The 23,081-nt window shown below is 70.1% G+C and carries 24 protein-coding genes; 14 read left to right on the top strand and 10 right to left on the bottom strand.

What is annotated here, in order from left to right; translation table 11 throughout:
• Nucleotides 1-119: 119 nt before the first annotated feature.
• Both ACZ3HL_RS25620 and ACZ3HL_RS25615 read left to right on the top strand, forming a co-directional pair.
• Nucleotides 120-422: a hypothetical protein gene (locus ACZ3HL_RS25620; RefSeq protein WP_465413870.1), complete on the top strand. Its 303-nt coding sequence runs from the start codon at nt 120-122 to the stop codon at nt 420-422.
• A gap of 24 nt (nt 423-446) precedes the next feature.
• Nucleotides 447-746, top strand: coding sequence for a hypothetical protein (locus ACZ3HL_RS25615; protein ID WP_465413869.1), 300 nt, complete (start codon nt 447-449; stop codon nt 744-746).
• A gap of 58 nt (nt 747-804) precedes the next feature.
• Here the strand turns inward: ACZ3HL_RS25615 and mycP are convergent, their stop codons facing one another.
• Genes mycP through ACZ3HL_RS25600 form a run of 3 tightly spaced genes read right to left on the bottom strand, consistent with a single transcriptional unit; the run spans nt 805 to nt 3,387 of the window.
• Complete coding sequence (gene mycP, locus ACZ3HL_RS25610; RefSeq protein ID WP_465534217.1) at nt 805-2,079, bottom strand: type VII secretion-associated serine protease mycosin; 1,275 nt, start codon at nt 2,077-2,079, stop codon at nt 805-807.
• Between the two features lie 4 nt (nt 2,080-2,083).
• Nucleotides 2,084-3,046: a DUF6177 family protein gene (locus ACZ3HL_RS25605; RefSeq protein WP_465534215.1), complete on the bottom strand. Its 963-nt coding sequence runs from the start codon at nt 3,044-3,046 to the stop codon at nt 2,084-2,086.
• Entirely contained in the window at nt 3,043-3,387 is a 345-nt protein-coding gene (locus ACZ3HL_RS25600; RefSeq protein WP_465534213.1) for a hypothetical protein, read from the bottom strand. Before ACZ3HL_RS25600 ends, ACZ3HL_RS25605 begins: the two co-directional genes overlap by 4 nt.
• 136 nt (nt 3,388-3,523) lie before the next feature.
• Between ACZ3HL_RS25600 and ACZ3HL_RS25595 the strand changes: the two genes are divergently transcribed.
• Genes ACZ3HL_RS25595 through ACZ3HL_RS25580 form a run of 4 tightly spaced genes read left to right on the top strand, consistent with a single transcriptional unit; the run spans nt 3,524 to nt 8,229 of the window.
• On the top strand, nt 3,524-3,889 hold the full coding sequence (locus ACZ3HL_RS25595) for a YbaB/EbfC family nucleoid-associated protein (RefSeq protein WP_465413864.1): 366 nt from the start codon (nt 3,524-3,526) through the stop codon (nt 3,887-3,889).
• Complete coding sequence (locus ACZ3HL_RS25590) at nt 3,886-4,212, top strand: hypothetical protein (RefSeq protein ID WP_465413863.1); 327 nt, start codon at nt 3,886-3,888, stop codon at nt 4,210-4,212. The genes ACZ3HL_RS25595 and ACZ3HL_RS25590 overlap by 4 nt, the downstream gene beginning before the upstream one ends.
• A 1-nt stretch (nt 4,213) precedes the next feature.
• Nucleotides 4,214-7,807 (top strand): WXG100-like domain-containing protein, encoded by a 3,594-nt coding sequence (locus ACZ3HL_RS25585; RefSeq protein WP_465534211.1) that lies wholly within the window; start codon nt 4,214-4,216, stop codon nt 7,805-7,807.
• Nucleotides 7,804-8,229 carry a hypothetical protein gene (locus ACZ3HL_RS25580; RefSeq protein ID WP_465534209.1) on the top strand — a complete coding sequence of 142 codons (426 nt, stop codon included), beginning with the start codon at nt 7,804-7,806 and terminating at the stop codon, nt 8,227-8,229. The genes ACZ3HL_RS25585 and ACZ3HL_RS25580 overlap by 4 nt, the downstream gene beginning before the upstream one ends.
• 11 nt (nt 8,230-8,240) lie before the next feature.
• Here the strand turns inward: ACZ3HL_RS25580 and ACZ3HL_RS25575 are convergent, their stop codons facing one another.
• Nucleotides 8,241-9,497, bottom strand: a complete 1,257-nt coding sequence (locus ACZ3HL_RS25575) for a sensor histidine kinase (RefSeq protein WP_465534207.1) — start codon at nt 9,495-9,497, stop codon at nt 8,241-8,243.
• Complete coding sequence (locus ACZ3HL_RS25570) at nt 9,494-10,159, bottom strand: response regulator transcription factor (RefSeq protein ID WP_465413855.1); 666 nt, start codon at nt 10,157-10,159, stop codon at nt 9,494-9,496. Before ACZ3HL_RS25570 ends, ACZ3HL_RS25575 begins: the two co-directional genes overlap by 4 nt.
• A gap of 159 nt (nt 10,160-10,318) precedes the next feature.
• On the opposite strand from ACZ3HL_RS25570, the gene ACZ3HL_RS25565 reads away from it, so the two are divergent.
• The 4 genes from ACZ3HL_RS25565 (at nt 10,319) to ACZ3HL_RS25550 (ending at nt 13,900) form a co-directional block, all read left to right on the top strand.
• Nucleotides 10,319-10,972 (top strand): helix-turn-helix transcriptional regulator, encoded by a 654-nt coding sequence (locus tag ACZ3HL_RS25565; RefSeq protein ID WP_465413853.1) that lies wholly within the window; start codon nt 10,319-10,321, stop codon nt 10,970-10,972.
• Nucleotides 10,972-12,621 carry a right-handed parallel beta-helix repeat-containing protein gene (locus ACZ3HL_RS25560; RefSeq protein WP_465534205.1) on the top strand — a complete coding sequence of 550 codons (1,650 nt, stop codon included), beginning with the start codon at nt 10,972-10,974 and terminating at the stop codon, nt 12,619-12,621. Before ACZ3HL_RS25565 ends, ACZ3HL_RS25560 begins: the two co-directional genes overlap by 1 nt.
• Nucleotides 12,622-12,630: 9 nt before the next feature.
• Complete coding sequence (locus tag ACZ3HL_RS25555; RefSeq protein WP_465413849.1) at nt 12,631-13,293, top strand: winged helix-turn-helix domain-containing protein; 663 nt, start codon at nt 12,631-12,633, stop codon at nt 13,291-13,293.
• Nucleotides 13,294-13,507: 214 nt separating this feature from the next.
• The gene (locus tag ACZ3HL_RS25550) at nt 13,508-13,900 is read left to right on the top strand and encodes a hypothetical protein (RefSeq protein ID WP_465413847.1); all 393 of its coding nucleotides are present in this window, start codon (nt 13,508-13,510) and stop codon (nt 13,898-13,900) included.
• A 71-nt stretch (nt 13,901-13,971) separates the two neighbouring features.
• On the opposite strand, the gene ACZ3HL_RS25545 is transcribed toward ACZ3HL_RS25550, so the two are convergent.
• Nucleotides 13,972-14,673, bottom strand: a complete 702-nt coding sequence (locus ACZ3HL_RS25545) for an IclR family transcriptional regulator (protein ID WP_007031477.1) — start codon at nt 14,671-14,673, stop codon at nt 13,972-13,974.
• Nucleotides 14,674-14,752: 79 nt separating this feature from the next.
• Between ACZ3HL_RS25545 and leuC the strand changes: the two genes are divergently transcribed.
• The 3 genes from leuC to ACZ3HL_RS25530 all read left to right on the top strand — a co-directional run bounded on the left by leuC (nt 14,753) and on the right by ACZ3HL_RS25530 (nt 17,724).
• The gene (gene leuC, locus ACZ3HL_RS25540) at nt 14,753-16,171 is read left to right on the top strand and encodes a 3-isopropylmalate dehydratase large subunit (protein WP_465413845.1); all 1,419 of its coding nucleotides are present in this window, start codon (nt 14,753-14,755) and stop codon (nt 16,169-16,171) included.
• A gap of 31 nt (nt 16,172-16,202) precedes the next feature.
• Complete coding sequence (leuD, locus tag ACZ3HL_RS25535; protein ID WP_465534203.1) at nt 16,203-16,805, top strand: 3-isopropylmalate dehydratase small subunit; 603 nt, start codon at nt 16,203-16,205, stop codon at nt 16,803-16,805.
• 253 nt (nt 16,806-17,058) lie between these two features.
• A complete protein-coding gene (locus ACZ3HL_RS25530) occupies nt 17,059-17,724 on the top strand; it encodes an HU family DNA-binding protein (RefSeq protein WP_125673387.1) in 666 nt (221 codons plus the stop codon).
• Between the two features lie 653 nt (nt 17,725-18,377).
• On the opposite strand, the gene dapD is transcribed toward ACZ3HL_RS25530, so the two are convergent.
• Together dapD and ACZ3HL_RS25520 are read right to left on the bottom strand one after the other, a co-directional pair.
• Nucleotides 18,378-19,364 (bottom strand): 2,3,4,5-tetrahydropyridine-2,6-dicarboxylate N-succinyltransferase, encoded by a 987-nt coding sequence (gene dapD, locus ACZ3HL_RS25525; protein ID WP_465534201.1) that lies wholly within the window; start codon nt 19,362-19,364, stop codon nt 18,378-18,380.
• 28 nt (nt 19,365-19,392) lie between these two features.
• Nucleotides 19,393-19,782, bottom strand: coding sequence for a hypothetical protein (locus tag ACZ3HL_RS25520; protein WP_465534199.1), 390 nt, complete (start codon nt 19,780-19,782; stop codon nt 19,393-19,395).
• A gap of 48 nt (nt 19,783-19,830) precedes the next feature.
• Here ACZ3HL_RS25520 and dapE point away from each other — a divergent pair, with 48 nt between their 5' ends.
• Entirely contained in the window at nt 19,831-20,904 is a 1,074-nt protein-coding gene (dapE, locus tag ACZ3HL_RS25515; RefSeq protein WP_465534197.1) for a succinyl-diaminopimelate desuccinylase, read from the top strand.
• On the opposite strand, the gene ACZ3HL_RS25510 is transcribed toward dapE, so the two are convergent.
• Nucleotides 20,897-21,784 carry an aminoglycoside phosphotransferase family protein gene (locus tag ACZ3HL_RS25510; RefSeq protein WP_465534195.1) on the bottom strand — a complete coding sequence of 296 codons (888 nt, stop codon included), beginning with the start codon at nt 21,782-21,784 and terminating at the stop codon, nt 20,897-20,899. The genes dapE and ACZ3HL_RS25510 overlap by 8 nt on opposite strands.
• Nucleotides 21,781-23,034, bottom strand: a complete 1,254-nt coding sequence (locus ACZ3HL_RS25505; protein WP_465534193.1) for a helix-turn-helix domain-containing protein — start codon at nt 23,032-23,034, stop codon at nt 21,781-21,783. The genes ACZ3HL_RS25510 and ACZ3HL_RS25505 overlap by 4 nt, the downstream gene beginning before the upstream one ends.
• Nucleotides 23,035-23,081 lie beyond the last annotated feature (47 nt).

Here is a 23,081-nt window from a genome sequence, read left to right as displayed (position 1 = left end):
GCCACCGCGGCGGCCCCGGGACCGCGCTGGCAGGAAGCTGCCGACCACCGGAAAGTGCCTCTGTCGCTCACTAACTTGGCCGAGGTAAGGAACACCTGTGTCGTGGAATGGAGGATGAAATGAGCTTCGATCTCTACGGCGAAACCGCGGCGATGGCCGCGTATGCGGCGAAGACGCGGGCTATCGGTGAGGACATCAACGCTCAGCTCCAGTCGAGCCTCAGCAGTGTCCAAGGTTACAGCGCGAGCTGGAAGGGGCAGGCGGGCCGGATGTCGGAGGCCGGTGAGATCACCAGGCACGAGAGCTGGGGGAGGAACACCCAGAACGTGGACCTCATGTCCGACAAGATCACTCAGGTGCACGTCAATTACGACGACGTGGACAACGAGTGGGGTAACGCCATCGGCTCGGTCATCGGCTGACGTACCGGTTGAAAGGAAGAGCGAATGCCTGACGGACTCATCTCGGCGAGGTTCGAAGACCTGCGTGCGATCGCGGGCAACCTGCAGAGCACGATGGCCCAGCACGGCCAGTCGCTGGACGACCAGCGCCACGAGGCGCTGCGTGCGGAGGACTACTGGCAGGGCCAGAACAACACCGACGGTTACGCGGCGCTGATGTGCGACCAGAAGCTCGCCGGCGAGGACATCGAGCGCGGCCAGCAGAAGGGCGTGGTCACCAATGGAGCGGCCGACGGCTTTCACGACACCGTCATGAAATGCAGTGCCTTGTTCGGCCAGCGGTGAACCCTCGCCCATGAAGAATCCCCGGAGCACACCGCTCCGGGGATTCTTCATGGGGGGATCACGGTTCGGAGATCAGGAAGACCTGTTCCGGCGGTTCGACGACAGCGGGCCGATCGGGCACCGTCTCCGCACGGGCCGGCCGCCAGCGACGGCGGCGCCCGCGGGGCACGACGACCGCGAACAGCACGGCCAGCACGATCCCGGTCACCGCGGCGATGGTGAGCCACTTCGCGATCTCGGCCGCGCGCTCGTCGGCGGCTTCCCGGTCGAGCCGCGCCTTGTCGGGTGGTGACGGGACGAAAGCGGGCAGGGCCGCGGGTTTCTGCGGATCGAGCCCGTCGGTCACCGCCCGATACGGATCGACCAGGCCGGCTCCGTAGGCGGGGCTGCCCTGTCCGCCGCGGGCCGGGTTCGCCGTGGCCATCAGCCGTTGCGCGACTTCGGCGGCGCTGAGGCGGGGCCAGGCGGACCGCACCAGCGCGGCGGTGCCGGTGACGAACGGGGCGGCGAAACTCGTGCCGTCGACATAGGCGTGGCCCGCCACTCTCGTCGCGGCCAGCACCTTGGCTCCGGGAGCGACGAGGTCGACATAGCGGCCGATCTGGGAACCCTGGATCCGCGCGCCGTCGATGTCCACCGCGCCCACCGCGAGCACACCGGGGTAGGAGGCGGGATACGACGGCAGTTCGGTGTTCGCGTCCCGCTGTCCGTTGCCCGCCGCGGCCACCACCAGGACGTCTCTCGCGACCGCGTAGGCGACGGCCTCGCGGATGACGGCGAAGTCCTCGTGTCCCGACAGCGAAAGGTTCATCACCCTGGCGCCCTGGTCCGCGGCGTACCGGATCCCGTTGGCGACGACCTGGGGGTCGATCCGCAACGACTCGCCCTGGTCACCGACATCGCGATCGCTGATCCGCACCGGCAGGATCCGCGCGTCCGGCGCGACTCCGTGGAAACCGATACCGGGCACGGGATCCGCGGCGGCGATGGCGGCCACCCCGGTGCCGTGGGAGACGCAGTCGAACGCGCCGGGAAAGCTGCCGGCGAGATAGAAGTCCCGGCCGGGGAGAACCTTTCCCGCCCGTTGGAGCTGCGGATGATCGGCGTCGACGCCGGAGTCGACCACCGCGATGAGGACCCCGCCGCCCCGGCTGTGCGGCCATGCCCGCTGCGGATCGAGCACCTGCTGTGCCCAGGGCTGGGCCGGTACGGCGGACCTCGCCGGTTCCGGGTTGTGACAGGCACCCGGCGGGGGCGCCGCCTGAGCGATAGGGGCGGACACGACGAACTGGGCGGTCACCGCTAACGCGGCGGCCGCGAGAGTGCGTTTCATGGGTTCAGCTCCCGGCGGGCGTCGCGTAGTGGTGGAGGATGTCGGTGAGTTGCTCGAACGGCGCCGAAGCGCCCCCGTCGAACCGGCACCAGACGGCTTTGCGGTCGCCGGCGCCCAGGAGCCGCACCCGCGCGGCCGGAGTCCGGTGCGCGTGGGCGACTCCGACGGCGGAGACGAGTTCATGTCCGAAGAGGACTCCGTAGGGCAGCGCGGGCGGCGCCGGGGTCGTGGAACGTACGCCGTCGGTCCGTCCTGGTGCCGCGCCGACGGTCATCCGCCTCGCGGTGCCCGCGCATCCGGCGGCCAGATCCTCGATGTGGCGGGTGTCCACGGATCCGGCGGCCGGTCCGCTGATCCGCAGCTCCTCGACGACGTCGTCGTCCACTCGGGACACTCGCAGCCGTCCGGTCACCCCCGCCCCGACGACGACCAGCGAAACGGGTCTTGGCGCCCGGGCGAGGCAATGGGCCGAGACGTCGGCGGCGGACCAGGGTTCCGTGACCGGTTCCGCGACACCCCAGCCGAGCGGTCCGGCGCCGGTGAGCGCACGCATCGCGATTTCGGTGCTCCTGCCGAGCCGGAGCGGTTCCCCCGCCGGGAACGGGGTGCTGATCTGGACTTCGAGGTCCCCGCTGCCCGGTGAGTACTCACGCGGTGGAGGGATCGTCGCGCCGGCCTCGGGGACGAACCTGGTGCCGTTCCAGTCCAGGGGAAGTCCCAGGAAGCCGTCGCGATGCCCACCGCTTCCGTCACGGACGACCCAGCCGGCGCGCGCGTCGCCCAGCAGCGACTCCAGCGGGAAGGTGAGGCCGCTTCGCTCACCGGTGACGAGTTGCAGCACTCGCCCGCTTTCGACGGCCGTCTTGGCCGCGTCGACGAGCCAGGTGGAAGCCGGGACCACGGCCCGGAACTGTTCGACGACGATCGCTTCGGACGTGGCGCGGTCGGCGGCGGGAGGACCGTTCATCGGCTCGACCACGACGATCCGCCGGTCGCGGCGACCAAGGCGGCGGTGAATTCCCGCGCGGCCGTCTCCGCTTCGGCGTCGTTGTCCGGGGCCCGGCTTTCCACCCACCACACCGGCGGCGGCACGTCGATCCCGAGCAGCCGCCGCGCTTCTCCCGGCACCCGGACCGACCTGCCGTTCTCGATGGTCAGCACCACCCGCCCGCCGGGATTCCGCAGCAGGAAGAGCATGCGGTCCTCGTCCACCTCCACTTCGGACAGTGGGCTCGCGGCCCGGATCGCCGAGATCAGCGTCTCGGCATCGGGTTCCCGGCGGCACAGGCCGACGACGTCGAAGGTCATCCGGTCGGCTCCTTTCCTCGTCCCCATGGTCGTGCGCGAAGCGACGCGACGAACCCGCGTGACAGCAACAGGTCACGCGGCCCCGTGCGGCGCCGGACGCGGACAAGCTGATCCGGACGCGAACAGGGGAGGTGCCATGGATTCGCCGTTCCAGCTGGACATGCGGGCCGAGTACGGGCGACTGGCCAAGGACATCCGTTCCACGCGACGGAGAATGGCCGAGATCCGGGCCACCGCCGAATCGGACGACGGACTGATCGGCGTCACCGTCGGCGGGGCCGGTGAGCTCATCGAACTGTGGCTGGACCCGCGGATCTACCGGGCACCCGATTCGGTCGCGCTGGCGCGGGAGATCACTGGGACCTTCCATCGGGCCGTCGAACGCTCCCAGGAAGAGGTCATGGAAATCGTCGCGGGCTTTCTTCCCGCCGACGCCACTCCCGAGACGACGGACCTGCGCTTCGACCCGCTGCTGCACGAACTGGACCGGAGGCTTCGATGACCGGCATCGACCGCGACGGCGACGGCAAGATCGACATGCTCCCCGAAGAAACGGTGGGACAGCTGAACAGGCTGCGCGCCGCGGGTGACGATCTCGAGCCGGCCTGGCTGCTCCAGCGGGGCAAGATCGACGCTCCCGGGCAGATCGGCACCGGCCCCCTGGGGCGCGCCTTCACCGCGCTCTACACGACACCGAGGACCGCGGTGGCCTCCGCCATGGACCAGGTGCCGGGGATCTACCGGCAGCTGGCGGACAACGGCGGCCAGGCGGTGCAGGCCTACCAAGCCGCCGACAGCACCATCGCCGGCCGGTTCGACCGGTGACATGACCGATATCGTCGAGCCGGACGGGGACCTCTGGGACTGGGTGGTCCAGAACGGCGGCCAGACCAAGGAAGCCATCTGGCCATCGGACAGCGAGACCGCCGCCTGGGATCTGGCGACGGCGTGGACCGCGTCCGCGACCGCCCTGCGTGCCGCCGTCCAGCTCTCCGGCAGTGCCGCGGCGGAGCTGCGCAAGGTCTGGACGGACGCCGCCGGTTTCGAACTGTTCTACGCCATCCATTCCTTGAACAAGGGTTCGCTCGGTGAACCGGGGGTCGAGGAGATGGCGGTCATGATGGACAGCCTGTCCGCGGCCTGCCGGGACTACGGAAACCTCGTCGTCTCAGCGAAGCACGCGATCAGGAAGCACATCTCCGACAACAACGAACTCTTCGACCGGTGCACCAGCTGGGCGTCGCGGACGGTTTTCGCCATCCAGGTCGCCCATCAGCTCAGCACCCTGCTGACCGAGTACGCGGGCAAGGTGGGTAAACCGGCCGGCGAGGAGACCAAACCGCCGAAGAAGCCGCGAGAGGGATTCCTCGGCGGACTCGTCGACGGCTTGGAAGAAGTCGGTTCGTTCTTCGTCGGCATGTGGGAAGGCGCGGTCGAGATGTTCGTGGGCTTCGCCGCGTTGGCGGGCTACGGCGACGGCCATTTCTCCTGGTCCACCTTCGGTGACGCGTGGAAGGGGCTGGGCAAGTTCGGCCTCGCCGTGGCGACCTACTCGACCCCGGGTCTGGCGCAGCTCGACCAGACCGTCGGGCTCCCGGGGTTCGACCGCGGTGAAATGGGCTCGACGCTGGTCGAAGCGGGCAAGACGATGGTCGCCTGGGACACCTGGAGCGAGGATCCGTCCCGGGCGGCGGGCAAGACCACCTTCAACATCGCCAGCGCGGTGCTCGGTACCAAGGGCGCGGGCGCGGCGATCCGCGGCGCGGGCACCGCGGCGGCCGGGAGCAAGGTCAGCGCCGTCGCGGCCGCGGGCCGCGTCGCCGAAAAGGCGGGGACGGCGATCACGAAGATCCCCACCGGGACCGAGCTGGCGGCCAAGGCGGTCCGCAAGATCCCCGGTGTCGACTCGCTGCTCGCGAAGGTCGGCCTCGGGCAATCGCCCGCCGGGGTTCCGGCGCACGCCGGGGACACCCCGCCGCCACCGCACACCCCGCGTACCCCCGACGAGACACCACCGGCGAATCCGCCGGGTGACCGGAGGCCGGACGGACCGCCGCCCGAGGGGCCGCCGAACCGGCCGGCCGGTGACCGGACACCGGACCATGTGCCCGACGAGCAGCGGCCGAGCAGGGCGCCCGACGAAAGAGCCCCTGTACGGCAGCCCGAACCCTCTGTGCGTCCTGAACCTTCGACCCGCCCCGACCCGCCGAACCCTCCCGACCCGCCGACCCGCCCCGACTCTCCGGCGCGGCCCGAGCCCGTCGCCCGGCCCGAGCCTCCGGCACGACCCGGTTCGGTCGGTGAAGCCATGGACCCCGGCTCGCACCGCACGCCCGGAACCGAACAGGGTTCCCCCGCTCCCAAGGCGAACGAGGCCCCGAACCCGGCCGCTTCCGAAGCGCCGTCTCATCACTCCCAGGCGGGGAGCCCCGAAGCGACGGGACATCGCGCGCGGGACGCCGACGAGCCGACGGCCACCATCGATCGCGAGACCGGTGAGGTCAGGATGTCCGACCGGGTCGACCCGGCCGACACTCGCGAACACCTGGGACTCCCGGAGAAGGAAACCGTCCGGAAGGCGCAGGAGGATTGGGCGGGGAGCACGCCGGTCAACCCGCAGACGCCGAGGCAGAAGGGTCTTTACACGGTCGCCAGGGTGCTCGGCCTCGTGCACACCGTCGAAGATGCCGCCACCGGGCACACCGCGCTGCCCACCAGCAAGGTGACGGATACGCCTCCGCCCAAGGAATCCACCCCGAAGGACCCCGCCGCCAAGGACCCCGCCGCCAAGGACAAGGACAAGGCGCCCGAGGAGACGGCCCCGCCCAAATCCCTGCCGGACGGTGATCCCGGACTACCGCCGCGGCGTGACCCCACCCTCGTCGACGTCGACCTGGACGCCGGTAAACCTCGCCCGGCCGGGCATCCGGACCCGCCGCCCCCGAAGGGCGAGCCCGAACTGGCCGGGCAAACGCCTTCGGCCGGACCGGCGGCACGCGCGGAAGGCGCGGTGCCGGAGACGCCGCGGCCGCCCACTCGCTCGCCCCAGGGCTCGGGAGGCCTGTGGCCGGAACCCGGGCCGCGCCTCCCGGGGTCGAGGATGCCGATGGGCGATCCCTTCCAGGACCTGCATTCCGGGCGGAGGAGGCCCCCCATTCGAGGCGGCGACCATCCCCGGCATCCGCAGCCGGCACGCACACCCGACGGGGACGTTCCCCCGCCACGGACGCCGGAGGAGCACGTGCCTCCGGTTCGCGACATCGACTCCGCCATCAACCCGGAGCCGGCGCGGGCGCATCCCGATGCAGAGGGACCGCACGAAGGCGGCCGGCGCGACGACCACGGCGATCACGAGGACCAGCACACTCCGCATGAGGACGCGCACGTCCCCGATGACACCGGGAGCGTGCCGTACGACGACGTACCGAAGCCCCGGACGATCGACCCGGACTCGCCGGAGTTCTCCGAGCGGTTCGCGGAGTGGAATCGTCCGGACGACTCGACGTTCGACGGGCCGAGGGAACGGCCCGATGGGCACGGGCCGATCGACTCGCCCAAGGTCATCGACGAGGTCAACCCGCGTAGACAGACCCGCGAGCCGGATCCCGATGGGGTTCCGCATGCGCTGCGTCGTGAAAAGCCGCTGGCGATGAACGCCGAATACAAGGTGGCGTACAAGAACGGTGCCACCAGCCGGTTCTTCACCGACGACGCCGGGAAGGTGACGCACGTCGAGACGACGCTGCCGACCTCGAAGCCCTTCCACAACCCCGACCTGCGCTACCCCCTGCAGCCCAACACGCAGTACCGGGTCCCCAACTTCCACGACCCGAGCAAGCACTGGACCTTCGAAGTCGGTGACAACGGGAAGCCGAGCGCGATGACCGGTGACCCGGTCTTCAAGGGAAAACACGACGACTTCCGCGACGACACGTCGCAGGGCAGGTCGGGCAGGGAAGGTAAGGCGGCTTACCAGGATCACCCGGTGTACAAGGACAAGTACGCACACGTCGAATGGGCGGGCGGGCACTTCTCGGCGCATGAGATGGGTGGCCCCGGCGAATACGTCAACATGCATCCGCAGATGGCCGCTTCCAACAGTGGTCACTACAAGGACGGCTGGATCCATGACGCGTCCTGGCGGGCGCAAGAGGCCGAACTGGGCAAGTTCGCCGACGTGCCCGGCCAGAGCGTCGAGAACTATCAAGTCCGGATGGAAGGCGACAGCAACGGCATCCCGGAGAACGTGGTCATGCGCTGGCAAGAAGTCGTGCACAAGGTCGACGATCAAGGCAACCCCGTCCTCGGCGCGGACGGGAAACCGGTCGAGCTTTCCAGGGTGACCAGGCAGCGGGACTTCCCGAACGATCCTTCCAACGTCAACTACGGCCCACGCACGCGTTACGGAGAAGGCGAATGACGGACGAACTCACCGACGGCATCGTGTCCGCGCTGGCGACGGCCGCGCCGGACGACTGGGCGCGGATCAGCCTCACGGTGTCGGCCACGGTGGTGGCCTACGACTACGCCACCGAAATCCGGTTGGCCGATGGCGGAAACGGGGACGTCGACCTGCCGGCCGAAGTGCGCGGCGGCTTCCGGGAACTGCGCGCTCGGATGTACGAACCGGATCGCGGGACCTGGTTCTCGGCGACGGTGGTGCTGGAAGACGGTGCGCCCCCGAAGTTCTCGTTCACTTTCGACGAGGCCCCGCGGTGGTGGCCTCCGTTGCACCCGGCCGCCTTCACCCGGGATCTGGAAGCCTTTCCTCGTGACGAGGCACATACCCCGCCGTGGTTGCGGGATCTGCTCGTCCAAGGCGCCCGACTCGACCGGGAATGAGCGTTCCCTCCTCAGTTCGGGCTGACCGGGAACCGCAGTTCGAAGATCGCGCCGCCCTCGTCGGCGTTGTACACCGCGAGTGTGCCGCCGTGCGCCTGTGCGACCCACCGCACGATCGACAGCCCGAGCCCGGAAGATCCGCCGGTGCTGGCGAACCGGTCGAAGGCGTCGCCCGCCATCGTGGTGTCGATACCCGGGCCGTGGTCCGCGACGGTCACGGTGCCGCCGGCGACGGTCAGGTGCACGAACGCCTTCGAGCCGGGGTGGCGGCCGTAGCGCATGGCGTTGTCGAGAAGGTTGCCGATCGCCCGTTGCAGTAGCGCGGGATCGGCGTTGATCTTGGTCGGCGCGGCGGTGACGGTGACTTCGGCGCCTTCGGTCGCGGTGTCCTCGACGATGCCCACCACGAGCTGATCGAGCCAGATCGGCTGGATGCTCAGCTGTTCCACCCCGGCGGCGAGCCGGGCACGGACGAGGAGGTCGTCGATGATCCCGCCCATTCTCGCGGCGAGCCGGACGGTGCGCGGCAGGAGTTCCGCAGACTGGGCGGGGTTGGCCATCGCGGTTTCGGCGAGCGCGCGCAGGGCGGCGACCGGGGTCCGGAGGTCGTGCGCGGTTTCGGCGAGCAGGACCTCTTGCTGCTGCAGGGCCGCGGCCGCGGGGCGGATCGAGCGGCCGGACAGCAGGTGGCCCGCGAAGCCCAGTATCGCGACCAGCAGCACGGTGCCGCCGATCACCAGCAGCGTGAAAGTGGTGTGCGCGGAATCCTCGGCCTCGGTGGACTGCACCGCGACCACGGCCGCGAAGGTCTTGCCGTCGCTGTCGCGCAGCGGCTCGGCGCGGACCTTGACCAGGTCGCCGTCGGTGGCCTTTTGATGCCCTTGCACCAGCTTGCCGGTCTTCACCGCCTCGGTGGCGATCCCGTTCAGCAGTTGCATGTTCATCGGGACGCAGTTCGCCCGCGAAAAGTGCGGCTGGAACGCGGGCGCCCCGCCGGGCAGGATCGCGAACTGGGGGCAGCGGTCGTTCAGCACGTCGGTGTTGACCAGGCCGAAGCCGACGGTGCCGTCGTCGTAGGCGACCAGCCTGCTGACCGACGAGGTGACCTGGGTCAGCGCGGCGTCGATCCGTTCGTCGCCCTGGTCGCCGTCCTCGTTGATGAGCAGCCACGCGAAGACGACCAGTCCGAGGGTGTTCATCACGGTGAACAACGCGGTCAGCGTCCAGCGCAGCCTGCGCAGCCGATCGGCCGAGGAGTGGGTGTTCACCGCGAGCCCAGCCGGTAGCCGAGGCCTCGGACGGCGTGGATCAGTTCGGGTTCCTTCAGCTTGCGGCGCAACCGCTTCACCACCACATCGACCACATTGGACATCGGATCGGCCTGCGCGTCCCAGCAGTGCTCGATCAGGTCGGCCCGCTGCACCGGCAGGCCCGCCCTGGTCAGCAGGTATTCGAGCACCGCGTACTCCTTGTTGGTCAAGGTGAGCAGCACGCCCGCCCGGCGCACTTCGTGCCGCGCGCAGTCCATCACCAGGTCTTCGTGATGCAGCACCGAGGGCCGGTCGAACGCCGACCGGTGACACAGGTTGGCCACCCGCTCGGTCAGCTCGGCCATCACGAACGGCTTCACGAGGTAGTCGTCGCCGCCGTGCTCGAAACCGGCCACCCGGTCGGCGAGCGCGTCGCGCGCGGTGAGGAACAGCACCGGCGCCCGCCAGCCCAGCTGCCGTCGCATGTGGACGTAGGAGATGGCGTCGCCGTCCGGCAGCATCCGGTCCAGCACCACGCAGTCGTGGTGCGTTCCGCGCAGCAGGCGGTCCGCGGTCGCGATGTCACCCGCCTCGTCGACGACGTAGCCGGCCGCGCGGAGCTGCGTGACCAGCGCGAGCCGCAGATTCTCGTCGTCTTCGACGACCATCACCCGTGTCATCAAAACCTCATGTTCGGACAGCGAAAGTAGACGCGTGCAGTTCCCGGAGCCCCTGAACGCTAACGCGTCGGGTGCCCGCGGCCGCCCTGGCGGCGGGGAACTGGCATGAACAGGACGTCGTCGGCGGCTCCGCGCCGGGGGAAGAGGGAGGTACCTGCGATGACCGTGCAGACCGGCCAGCTCAGCCTGGTCACGGGAACGGGCCCGGGCAGCGACCGGGCGGGGCTCGGCGAGCTGCTCGCGGAAGCGACCGGCGAGGTGCTCGTCATGAGCACGGGAACGGACACCGCGTTCCAGCGGATCGCGCTCGGCGGCGTGCGCCCCGGCGTGCGGCACAAGGTGCTCTTCCCCGACTCCGCGCGGATGTCCGGCGCGCTCAACCGCATGGCGCGGGCGGGCGCCGAGGTGCGGACGGACGCCGAGATCCCGATGGACGCGCTGGTGATCGACCGGACCTCGGTCGTGCTCCCGGCGGAAGGCAGGCAGGCCGGTTCCGCGGTGTTCCGGCTGCCCGGTGTGGTCACCGCGACGGTCGGCCTGTTCGAGCGGATCTGGCAGGCCGCCGCCCCGCTCGTCCCGCTGGATCTCCCGGACGACGGGAACGCCTCGATCCTGACCTGCCGCGAGCAGGAGTTGCTGACACTGCTCTTCTCCGGCACCACCGACGAATCCGCCGCCGCCCGCCTCGGTGTCTCGGTGCGCACGGTGCGCCGGATGGTCGCCGACATCATGAACCGGCTCGGTGCCCGCAGCCGGTTCCAGGCCGGCGCCAAGGCCGTCGACCGCGGCTGGCTGATGGCGAAGGCGGGCTGATGACGACCTCGACTCCCGGCCGTGTCCTGCTGGTGGCCCAGCGGCCAGGCGCGTACCCGACCATCGGTGACGCGTTGACGGAAGCGTCCGACGGCGCCGTCATCACCATCGCGGGCGGTGAATACGCGGAAACCGTCGAGCTGACCGGCCTCCGGGTGACCCTGGCCGCGGCGGACGGCGCCACCGTCGTCGTCGACGGCCGGGGCGCGGACCGGCCCGTTTTCCGTGTCACCGGCGGAGCGCTCGTCCTCGAAGGGATCGAAGTCCTGGCGGGCGGCGCGTCCGCGATCCAGGCCGACGACACCGAACTCGCGGTCCGCGACTGCACCGTCTCCGGCGGACGCGGTCCGGCGATCGCGATCCGCGGCACGACGGCGTTCACCGTGAGCGGGTGCGTGATCTCGGGCGCGGAACAGGGAATCCTCGTCGACGGCTCGCCAGGGCGGATCGAGGACACCACCGTCGAAGACGTGACGGGCGACGGCATCACCCTCGGGCAGGGCGCCGATCCGGTCGTGCTCCGCTGCACGGTCACCGGTTGCGGGCTGCGGGGAATCTACGTCTACCAGTACGCCCGGCCGGTCGTCGAAGGCTGCACGGTTTCGCACACCGGTCACGAAGGCATCGCCGTCGCGCACCACGGGGTGCCGGTTCTCAACCGCTGCACGGTCACCGACACCCGGGGCCCGGGGATCGCCTTCGCGTCCGGTTGCGGTGGCGAGATCTCCGGTTGCCGGGTCTCGAACACCGCGGAACCGGGTATCGCGATCGCCGAAGGGGCGACGCCGACGATCGGTGACACCGCGGACCCCGGCACCGTGGGGGACAACGCGCTGGACGAGATGCTCGCCGAACTCGACGGGATGATCGGCCTCCCCGGCGTCAAGGAAGAGGTCCGCTCGCTGGTCGACGAGTTGCAGGTCAACGAATGGCGCCGCCGGGCCGGGCTGCCGGTCGGCGCCGCCGGGCACCATCTGATCTTCGCGGGCGCGCCCGGCACCGGGAAGACGACGGTCGCGCGGATCTACGGCAAACTGCTGAAGGCGCTGGGAGTCCTGCCGGTCGGCCAGTTCCGCGAGGTGTCCCGCCGGGATCTCGTCGGGCAGTACATCGGGCACACCGCGGAGAAGACCGCGACGGTGTTCGAGGAGGCCAAGGGCGGCGTCCTGTTCATCGACGAGGCGTACACGCTCACGCGGCTCGCCGGCTCCGGCGGCGATTTCGGCCAGGAGGCGATCGACACCCTGGTCCCGTTGATGGAGGAACATCGCGACGAGGTGGCGGTGATCGTGGCCGGGTACACCGGCGAGATGGTCGACTTCCTCGCCGCCAACCCCGGTCTCGCGTCCCGCTTCGGCAAGACGATCGAGTTCGAGAACTACAGCCCCGACGAGCTGCTCGCCATCTTCGGGCGGATGGCGTCGGCGGGCGACTACGAACTCGATCCCGCCGCGGGCCCGGTGCTCACCGGGCACTTCCGGCGCGTTTCCGGCGACGTCAACTTCGGCAACGCCCGGGACGCGCGCCTGCTGTTCGAGAAGGCGCGCACGGCTCAGTCACAACGTTTGCGGCTGCTGGGCCGGATGCCCGCGATCGAAGAACTGCGCGGGTTGCACGTGGCCGACGTGGAGGCGGCCATCGCGCGCTAACGTTCAAGTGTGCGGGTGCTGGTGACCGAGGACGACGAAAACTTGCGGGTGGCGCTGGAATTCGCGCTGCGCGGGGACGGGTTCGCGGTGGACACCGCCGCCGACCTGCCGGGCGCGGACGAGGCGCTGATGGTGAACGCCTACGACTGCGCGGTGTTCGACCGGATGCTGCCTTCGGGCGACTCGCTGGCCTACGTGCGCAACCGGCGCAGCGCCGGATGGCCGCTGCCCGTGCTGTTCCTGACCGCGCGCGACAGCGTCGCCGACCGGATCGACGGCCTGCGCGTCGGCGGCGGTGACTACCTGGTCAAACCCTTCGCGATGCCGGAACTGATCGCGCGGGTGCGCAGCCTGTGCCGCCGCGACATGGCCGGGCAGGCGGTGGTCCTGCGGTGCGCCGACGTCGAACTCGACACCGGCAGGCACCAGATCTCGCGGGCGGGCGTGCTGCTCACCGTGACGCGCAAGGAGTATCTCGTCATGGAGCGGCTGATGGCCGCGACCGGGCGGCCGGTCTCGCGGCGGGAACTGATCCGGTACGCGTGGGACGAGATGGCCGATCCGGCGTCCAACGTGCTGGACGTCGTGATCGCGCGGCTGCGGCGGAAGCTCAAGGACCCGCCGCTGATCCACACCGTGCGGGGGTCGGGTTACCGGATGGCGCCGCTCTGACTCGACGGACGGGAAGCGTTGCGCCGCTCAGGTGGCCCTTGGTGAACTCCGTGGTCGAGGTGAGTCGCGAACGTGGCTTTCGCGATACGGCCACGAGTGCGGCCACGCCCTCCCGGGCCGGAACCGCCCCCGAACGAGACCATCGCCACTCCGTTCGTCCCGGATGTGCCATGCTCGACAGCGCACGAGGCGGCGAAACCGAGAGGTGACGAGGGTGTCCATCTGGGCAGGCGTGATCAATTTCGTCCGGGCGCGGTACGAGGTGCTCGAAGAGCGGGACGGCTGGCTCCGGTTCCGGGTCGACACCGGCGACGGCCGCGGCCAGCAGGTGTCCTTGCACCACTTGCCCGACCACGACGGCGCGGAGTGGGTGGAGATCTCGTCCCCGGTCGGCTGGGCCGACAAGATCGATCTGCGGCGCCTGCTCGAACTGGCGGGCGGTGATTCGGTCGGCGGCGCTGCGGTGGTGGACGGTGTCGCGCTGCTCAAGCACACGATCCCGCTGGTCGACCTCAACCTGGTCAGCGAGTTCGAACACCCGCTGAAGGCGCTCGTCACGCGCGCCGACACCTTCGAACACGAACTCACCAAGGCCGACGAGTTCTGATCGTTCCCGTCCTTCCGGGACGGGAACGGTGAAGGCCCCCTGCGCCGCAGGGGGCCTTCACTCGTTTCGGCTCAGAGACGCTCCTGCAGCGCGTCCGCGGCGGCGAGGAGGTCCGCGGCCCAGCGCGCCCCCGGCTTACGCCCTATACGTTCGATGGGCCCGGAAACCGACACCGCGGCGACGACGGTGCCCGTCGAATCCCGTACCGGCGCCGAGACACTCGCCACACCGGGTTCCCGCTCCGCCACGCTCTGGGCCCAGCCGCGGCGGCGGACTTCGAGCAGCGTGCGCTCCCCGTACACCGCCTCGGTGAGGATCGTGCGCTGGGTGTGCGGATCCGACCACGCGGCGAGCACCTTCGCGCCGGAGCCCGCGGTCATCGGCAGCCGGGAACCGATCGGCACCGTGTCCCGGAGCCCGCTCGGCGGCTCGGCGGTCGAAACGCAGACACGCTGGACGCCGTCGCGGCGGTACAGCTGAACGCTTTCGCCGGTGATGTCACGCAATTTCGGCAGCACCGAACTCGCCGCGTCGAGCAGCGGGTCGGTCGAACCGCCCGCCAGTTCCGCGAGCGCGGTACCCGGGCGCCAGCGCCCGTCGGGGCCCCGGCGCAACAGGCGATGCACTTCGAGGCCGACCGCGAGCCGATGCGCCGTCGCGCGCGGCAAACCGGTCCGCGTGCACAGTTCCGCCAGGCCACAAGGATCTTCGGCCACGGCCTGAAGCACGGCCACGGCCTTGTCGAGTACTCCGATACCGCTATGCTGTCCCACAAGCCGATACTATCTTCCCGAAGTTTGAGATGTCCAGATGGTGGGAAGTACCGATTTCACCGCATGTGAGGAGCCGGAAATGCCCCGGACACTGGCCGAGAAAGTGTGGGAGTCGCACCTGGTGCGGCGCGGCGAGGGGGCCGAGCCCGACCTGCTCTACATCGATCTCCACCTGCTGCACGAGGTCACCAGCCCGCAGGCGTTCGACGGACTCCGCCTGGCGGGCCGGAAACTGCGCCGCCCCGACCTCACCATCGCCACCGAGGACCACAACGTCCCGACGATCGACATCGAGCTGCCGATCGCGGATCCCGTGTCCCGCACCCAGGTCGACACCCTTCGCGCCAACTGCGAGGAGTTCGGCGTCCGGCTGCACCCGATGGGCGACGCCGAGCAGGGCATCGTGCACGTCATCGGCCCGCAGCTGGGCCTGACCCAACCGGGAATGACCGTGGTGTGCGGCGACAGTCACACCTCGACGCACGGTGCCTTCGGCGCCATGGCGTTCGGCATCGGCACCTCCGAGGTCGAACACGTGATGGCCACGCAGACCCTGCCGCTCCGTCCATTCAAGACGATGGCGATCACGGTTGAGGGCACAGTTGGCGAGTCCGTGACGGCCAAGGACATCATCCTCGCGGTGATCGCGAAGATCGGCACCGGCGGCGGGCAGGGCTACGTCCTCGAGTACCGCGGCGAGGCCATCGAAAAGCTGTCGATGGAAGCCCGGATGACGGTGTGCAACATGTCCATCGAAGCCGGCGCGCGCGCCGGGCTCATCGCGCCGGACGAGACGACGTTCGAGTATCTGAAGGGCCGTCCGCACGCTCCGCAGGGCGCGGACTGGGACGCCGCCGTCGAAAACTGGCGCGAACTGCGCACCGACGACGACGCCGTCTTCGACGCCGAGGTGCGCCTGAACGCCGACGAGCTCACGCCTTTCGTGACCTGGGGCACGAACCCGGGCCAGGGTCTCCCGCTGGGCGCCGAGGTGCCCGACCCGGAGCGCATCGGCGACGAGAACGAGCGCATCGCCGCTGAGAAGGCCCTGTCCTATATGGACCTGAAGCCGGGCACGCCGCTGCGTGAGATCGCGGTCGACACCGTCTTCCTCGGCTCGTGCACGAACGGCCGGATCGAGGATCTGAGGGCCGCCGCGGACGTCCTGCGCGGGCACAAGGTCGCCGATTCGGTCCGGATGCTCGTCGTCCCCGGCTCGATGCGCGTCCGCCAGGCGGCGGAAGCCGAAGGGCTGGACCGGGTCTTCACCGAAGCGGGCGCGGAATGGCGTCAGGCGGGCTGCTCGATGTGCCTCGGCATGAACCCGGATCAGCTCAAGCCGGGCGAGCGCAGCGCGTCGACCTCGAACCGCAACTTCGAAGGCAGGCAGGGCAAGGGCGGCCGGACGCATCTGGTCTCGCCGCTCGTGGCGGCCGCCACGGCCGTGCGGGGCACGCTGTCCAGCCCCGAAGACCTCCAGCCCGCCGTCGCTCGCTGACATCGCTGACATCCGCGAAGGAGTTCCCAACATGGACGCGTTCACCCACCACACCGGCGTCGGGGTCCCGCTGCGCAGGTCCAACGTGGACACTGACCAGATCATCCCGGCCGTCTACCTCAAGCGCGTGAGCCGCACCGGCTTCGAGGACGGGCTCTTCGCCGCCTGGCGTTCCGACGAGTCGTTCATCCTCAACCAAGAGCCCTTCAAGACCGGGTCGGTCCTGGTCGCGGGCCCGGACTTCGGCACCGGTTCCTCCCGCGAGCACGCGGTGTGGGCCTTGATGGACTACGGATTCCGGGTCGTGATCTCCTCCCGGTTCGCGGACATCTTCCGCGGCAACTCGGGCAAGCAGGGCCTTGTCGCCGCTCAGGTCGAGCAGGCGGACGTCGAACTGCTGTGGAAGCTGCTCGAAAACGAGCCCGGGACGGAGGTCACGGTGGACCTCGAGTCGAAGACGGTACGAGCCAAGGACTTCACCGCGCCCTTCCAGATCGACGACTACACCCGCTGGCGGCTCCTCGAAGGGCTCGACGACATCGCCCTGACACTCCGCCACGCGGAGGAGATCGACACTTTCGAGACCCAGCGCCCCTCCTGGAAGCCGGTGACCCTCCCGGCCGCCTCCTCCTAAGGCCCGCCGAAGGGGGCGGATTCCCTTGCTGAGCAGGGAATCCGCACCCCGGCCGGGGGTCCTCACAACAGCCCCGAAACCACACCGAACGGCACCTCGAGAGGCCCCGAAGGGGTCCCTCGGGAGGCGGAACAGCCCCCGAGACAAGGGAAATTTCCGCGCGTCGTTTGGAATTTGTGCTGCATTGGTAATACCGTGTGCGCTAAGTCGGCCGACGGGGCCGTGTACAAGTAGTTCTTCTTGGAGGACTGGAATGGCCAACAAGGCCCAGCTGATCGAGGCGCTGTCGGAGCGCCTGGGCGACAAGAAGGTCGCGTCGGAGGCCGTCGATGGCCTTGTCGACATCATCATCCGGACGGTCAACAAGGGCGAGAAGGTGAACATCACCGGCTTCGGTGTGTTCGAGAAGCGCGCCCGCGCCGCCCGCACCGCGCGGAACCCGCGCACCGGTGAGACCGTTCGCGTCAAGAAGACCAACGTGCCCGCGTTCCGCGCCGGCACGACCTTCAAGGACGTCATCAGTGGTTCGAAGAAGCTGCCGAAGGCCACCGCTGTGAAGCGCGCGACCGCCGGCACCGCCACTCGCACCACCGCCACCCGCGCGACGACGACCCGGACGGCCGCCAGCCGCCCGGCCGCGACGCGTTCCACGACCACGCGGACCCGCGCCGCCGCCACGACGACGCGTGCCGCCGCGAAGCCGGCCGCCAAGGCGACCGCGACCAAGGCGGCGGCCAAGACGACCGCCACCAAGGCCGCGCCGAAGACCGCCGCCAAGGCCACGACTCGCGCCACCACGGCCAAGAAGGCGACCGCCACCAAGGCCGCCGCGAAGCCGGCCGCCAAGGCGACCGCCGCCAAGGCTCCCGCGAAGAAGGCTCCGGCCAAGCGGACTTCGGCTGCCGCGAAGAAGAAGTAAGCTCCCTCCTGAGGAGAGAGCCAACGGCAGGGCCCCGCGTTCCGCGCGGGGCCCTGCCGCATTTTCAGGGCCTTGATCGGCGCTGACGCGCTCGCGCGCGGCCTGCGGGGATCTTTGTCCCGCTTCGGATCCGCGGCTCCCCAGTGGCGTCTGTGACGTGATTCTCGTGCCGGTGGGCGAAGTCGCGGAAAAGAATCCGCTTCGACCTGTCACCCCGATGGAGGCGCCGTCCCGGTAGTGGCTCCACAGTGGAGCGATGAGTGCGGGTCCGTATCGACACAGCCGGAGTAGGCGTGTCACCCACGTGGGGGAGCGGCGCCCCCGGATTTCCTTTGGGGGCCAAGCCTGACGCGAGGGGTTGCGAAAGCCACTTTCGCAACGTGGGCTCGGCCGATGCGGGGGCGCCGTGGCAAGTCGCGAAAGCCACTTTCGGGACATCAGACGTCGCGAAAGTGGCTTTCGCGACACCCGAGAGTCCCAGGCGGTAGCAAAGGTCCCTTGCTCCCGCGCGCGCGTCCGAAGTCCGCACTGTCAGTCAGCATCGCTACGCACGGTGAGGGGTGTGCGGAAATAGGGACAGTCAACGTCTCTATTCCCACACACCCCCGGGAGACCCAGGCGGTAGCAAAGGTCCCTTGCTCTCTTTCCGCAGGTCAGTTGGCGTGCAGGGCCGCGTTCAGCTCGATGCCGACGCCGGTGCGCGCGACGACCTCGACGGCGCCGGTCCCGGAGTTCCGCCGGAACACCGCGCCCGAGATACCGGACAGCTCCATCGCCTTCACGACCTTGCCCTCGAAGGTCACCTTCGTGCCGGCCGTGACGTACAGGCCCGCTTCGACGACCGAGTCGTCGCCGAGCGAGATGCCGACGCCGCCGTTCGCGCCGATCAGGCAGCGCTCGCCGATCGAGATGGTCTCCTTGCCGCCGCCGGACAGCGTGCCCATGATCGACGCGCCGCCGCCGACGTCGGAGCCGTCGCCGACCACGACGCCCGCCGAGATCCGGCCTTCGACCATGGAGGCGCCGAGCGTGCCGGCGTTGAAGTTGATGAAGCCCTCGTGCATGACCGTGGTGCCGTTGGCCAGGTGCGCGCCGAGCCGGGCGCGGTCGGCGTCGGCGATGCGGACGCCGGCCGGCACGACGTAGTCCACCATCCGCGGGAACTTGTCGACGCTGTACACGGTGACGTTGCCGCGCGCCCGCAGCCGCAGCCGGGTCGCTTCGAAGCCCTCGACGGGGCACGGCCCGTGGTTGGTCCACACGACGTTCGCCAGCAGGCCGAAGATGCCGTCGAGGCTCGCGCCGTGCGGCCGGATCAGCCGGTGCGACAGCAGGTGAAGCCGCAGGTAGACGTCGTGCGTGTCGCCGGGGGCGTCGGCGAGCCGGGCGATGGTCGTGCGGACCGCGACGACCTCGACACCGCGATCGGTGTCCGGGCCGAGCTGGGCGGCCGCGGCCTCGCCGAGGGCTTCGGAGGCCTCTTCGGCGGTCAGCCGCACCGTGCCGGCCTTGCTGTCGGTGCCGTCGGTCAGCTTGGGCAGCGGGAACCAGGTGTCCAGTACCGTGCCGTCCGTCGTGACGGTGGCCAGTCCGACGCCGGTGGCGCCGGTCGTTTCGGGGTCAGGGGTCTGCTCGCTCACGACCTGAACGGTAACCCAGAGAGCCTCCTCAGCCGCCGACGAGGCTCTTCACACTGGTCAGCGCCGCCGCCATGTCGCCGAGCGCTTGGCCGCACGGGCCGCCGGAAGCCGCCTGGTCCTGGCAGTTCGCGGTGCGGTAGGCGGCGATCGGGCGCTCCAGCGCGTCGGCGTGCGACGACAGGTCCGGGCGGCGCTTGCGGATGGTGCCCGCCGCGCTGAAGAGCTCGGTCACGTACTTCTGGCAGCCCTTGGGCGATTCGGTCCCCGGTGCGACGTAGCACTGATCGGTGGTCAGCGCCTTGAGCTTGATCGGCAGCACGTCCGGCCCGGTGCTCTGGGTCGGCCGGACCGTCACCGGGACTTCGTTCGATCCGCACCCGCTGAGCACCAGGAGGAGGGCGACCAAGATCGTTCGCATGCGCACTCCTTCACGGTAGTCCTGGGCCCCCGGCGGTACGGTGCGGGCATGCCTTCGCTCGACTTGCACGCCGATCCCGTCGACCTCACCGCCGCGCTGGTGGACATCTTCAGCGTCTCGGAGCAGGAGAAGGTGATCGCGGACACCGTGCAGGCCGCGCTCCAGGCGCAGGCGCCGCATCTCGAGGTGATCCGCAACGGTGACGCGGTCCTCGCCCGCACGAACCTCGGCCGTCCGTCGCGGGTGCTGCTGGCCGGGCATCTCGACACCGTTCCGGTGAACGAGAACCTGCCCGTGCGCCGCGAGGGGACCGGTGACGACGAGATCCTGCACGGTCTCGGCACCGTCGACATGAAGAGCGGCGACGCCGTCTTCCTGCACCTCGCCGCCGCACTCCGGGAGCCGAGGCACGACATCACCTTCGTGTTCTACGACTGCGAAGAGATCGAAGCGACGAAGAACGGTCTCGGCCGCATCGAGCGCGAGCTGCCCGAGTGGCTGCGAGCCGACCTCGCGATCCTCGGTGAGCCGTCGAACGGCGGAATCGAGGGCGGCTGCCAGGGCACGATGCGGATCGAGATCCGCGTCGACGGCGTCCGGGCGCACACCGCGCGCGGCTGGATGGGCGTCAACGCGATCCACGGTCTCGCCGAACCGCTGCGCAGGCTGGCCGGGTACACGTCGCGGGTGGTCGACATCGACGGCCTGACCTACCGCGAAGGCTTGCAGGCCACGAAGATCGGCGGTGGCGTCGCGGGCAACGTCGTCCCGGACGAGGCCGTGCTCACGATCAACCACCGGTTCGCGCCCGACAGGAGCGCCGAACAAGCCGAGGCGCACCTTCGAGAGGTCTTCGAGGGTTACGACGTCAAGATTGTCGACTTGTCGCCTGGCGCGCTGCCCGGGCTGAGCGCTCCCGCCGCGGCCGAGCTGGTCGCCGCGGCCGGGGGCAAGGCGGTCGCGAAGCTGGGCTGGACCGACGTCGCGCGCTTCGCGGCTCTCGGGATTCCGGCGGTGAACTTCGGCCCCGGCGACCCGACGCTCGCGCATACCCGCCAGGAGAACGTTCGAGCGGGTGAGATCCGACAGGTCTCCGCGGTGCTGCGCGAATTCCTCAGCTAGCCAGGGCGAGCCATTCGACGAGGGCCTGCTCCGGGCCGCCATAGGTCAACTGCGAGATGGCGAACATCGGGGCGACCACGCGGCTCCAGGCGTACAACCGGTCCTCGTCGAGCCCGCACGCGTTCGCCACCGAGCGGCAACGGGCCTCGACACCTTCGTACCCGGCGCCGCTCACCACGTAGTCGACGGCGTCGAAGCACGGATCACCCACGCACGCCTTCGGATCGATCGCGATCAGACCGCGCGAGCCGCCGTCCAAGGCGTTGCCGAGATGCAGATCGCCGTGGAGCAACACGACGCCGGCCTGCGTGTCCAGCAGCTTCTCGCAGCGCTCGATCGCCCGCCGCCAGGTGTCCGGGCCGATCCTGGCGGCGATGGCCGGTTCGGTGATCCGTTTGCCGATCCGGTCGAACGACTCCTCGAACCGGCCCCGCAGGGTCCAGGGCCAGTCCGCGGGCGGGGCGACGGAATGCAGGGCGGTGAGCAGTTCTCCCCACTGTCCCGGCAGGGGCGACAGCGGCAGGTCTTCGGCCGGGGTGCCCGGCCGGATCTCTTCCAGCACCATCGCGCCGGCGTCCGCGTCGGCGGCGAGGACGGCGGGCACCCGGCCCGAGGGCGCGAACACCCGCAGCATTTCGAGCTGTTTGGTCAGCAGCGCGCCGTCCGGGCTGAGTTTGAGCACCGCCGGCGTCCCGTCGGACCAACGGCAGCGCAGAACGACGGACGAAGCCCCGCTCTCGAACAGTTCGCCGAGCTCGAAGTCCCATCGAGAGGCCAGCCGCGCGGCTAGGGCGGGGACCCCGGCGAGCCATCCGTCGGCGTCGGCACCGAACCGGCTCACCAACCGGGCACTGATGTCTTCCAAGTCCACTTCGGTCACTGGGAAACGTCCTCCTCGGCTCCGAGAAGGAGCAGTCCATGCCGCAGTAGGTCCGCAGCCTCTTCGAAGCGCCCCTGGTCGCGAAGGAGCTCTCCCGCTTTGTCGATCGAAGCAGCCAAGACGCCACGAGTGTCGTGGAGGGCGGCTACGTCGATGGCGTGCGCGAAGCCTGCTTCGGCTGCTTCGAGGTCTCCACGGGCTAGAGCCAGTGAGCCCTGTTGGAACGTGAGTGAAGCAGACAGCGGCGAGTCCTCCGAGATGGCTTCGGTTGCTTCGGAGAGTAGCGCGGCGGCGTCGTCGAGACGACCGAGTTCACGGCAGACGTCGGCGAGCTCCAGCGTGACGGTCTGATCGGGCGCGGCCGCGCGTGACGCGCGAAGATCCGCGAGAGCGCCTTCGAGGTCGTCAGCCCGCCGGTGCAGCGCCCGCGCGAACAGGCACCGCGCCAGCACCGGCCGCAGGGCGCGTTCGTGGAGCAGGTCGTGCAGCGCGGACACGGCGACGACGGCGTCGGCCAGCCGCCCTTCGCTGAGATAGGACTCGGCCAGCCGTCGCTGGTTCTCGGCGAGTTCTGCCAGGATCTCCTCGCCGCCGCGAGCCAGCCGAAGTGCCTCGACCGCGTGATGCGCGGCCTGGGTGTTCTCGCCGAGGCGGAGCTGCCCGTCGGCGAGGTACGCGTGCAGGGTCAGCAGGAGCACCGGATGCGGGTGACGGCCGCGGCTCGCGTCGAGCGCGGTCCGGAGCAGGTGCATCGCGTGATGCGGCTCGCCCCGGTCGAGCAGGACGTTCGCCCGCGACGCGGCGGCCAGTTCGCGGTACGGCGGGATGTCGTCGGTGAGCGCGGCTTCGGCGGCGGCCACCGACCGCGCCCTGGCGTCGCCCTCGGTGGACCGCGCGAGCCACAGCCAGGCGAGGCCGGCCTGGCGGTCGCGGCCGATCTTCTCGGCCCGCCGGGCCAGCCGCCGCATCTTCGGCGGAGAACCGTTCCCCGCCAGGAAGTCCGCGGCGGCGGCCGCGATGTCCAGATCGAGCCGGACGTCGTCGCGGGGCGACGTCACGCCGAGCAGTTCGCCGGTGTCCACGCCGAGCCGCGCGGCGAAATGGCGCATCGCGTCACCGGAGGGCGTCCGCGCGCCCGTCTCGACGGACGAGACGTACGCGGCGGTGTAGTGCGGTTCGGCGAGTTCACGCTGGGTGAGGCCGCGTTCGGCGCGGAGCCGCCGCAGCCGTCCGCCGACCTCCTCGCCCATGACCGAGAACGATACGTGCGGACGTGCCGAAAGGTTGCGCGCGCGGT

It is taken from the genome of Amycolatopsis sp. NPDC000009 (assembly GCF_055563465.1).
This window is presented reverse-complemented; position numbering and strand designations above follow the sequence as displayed.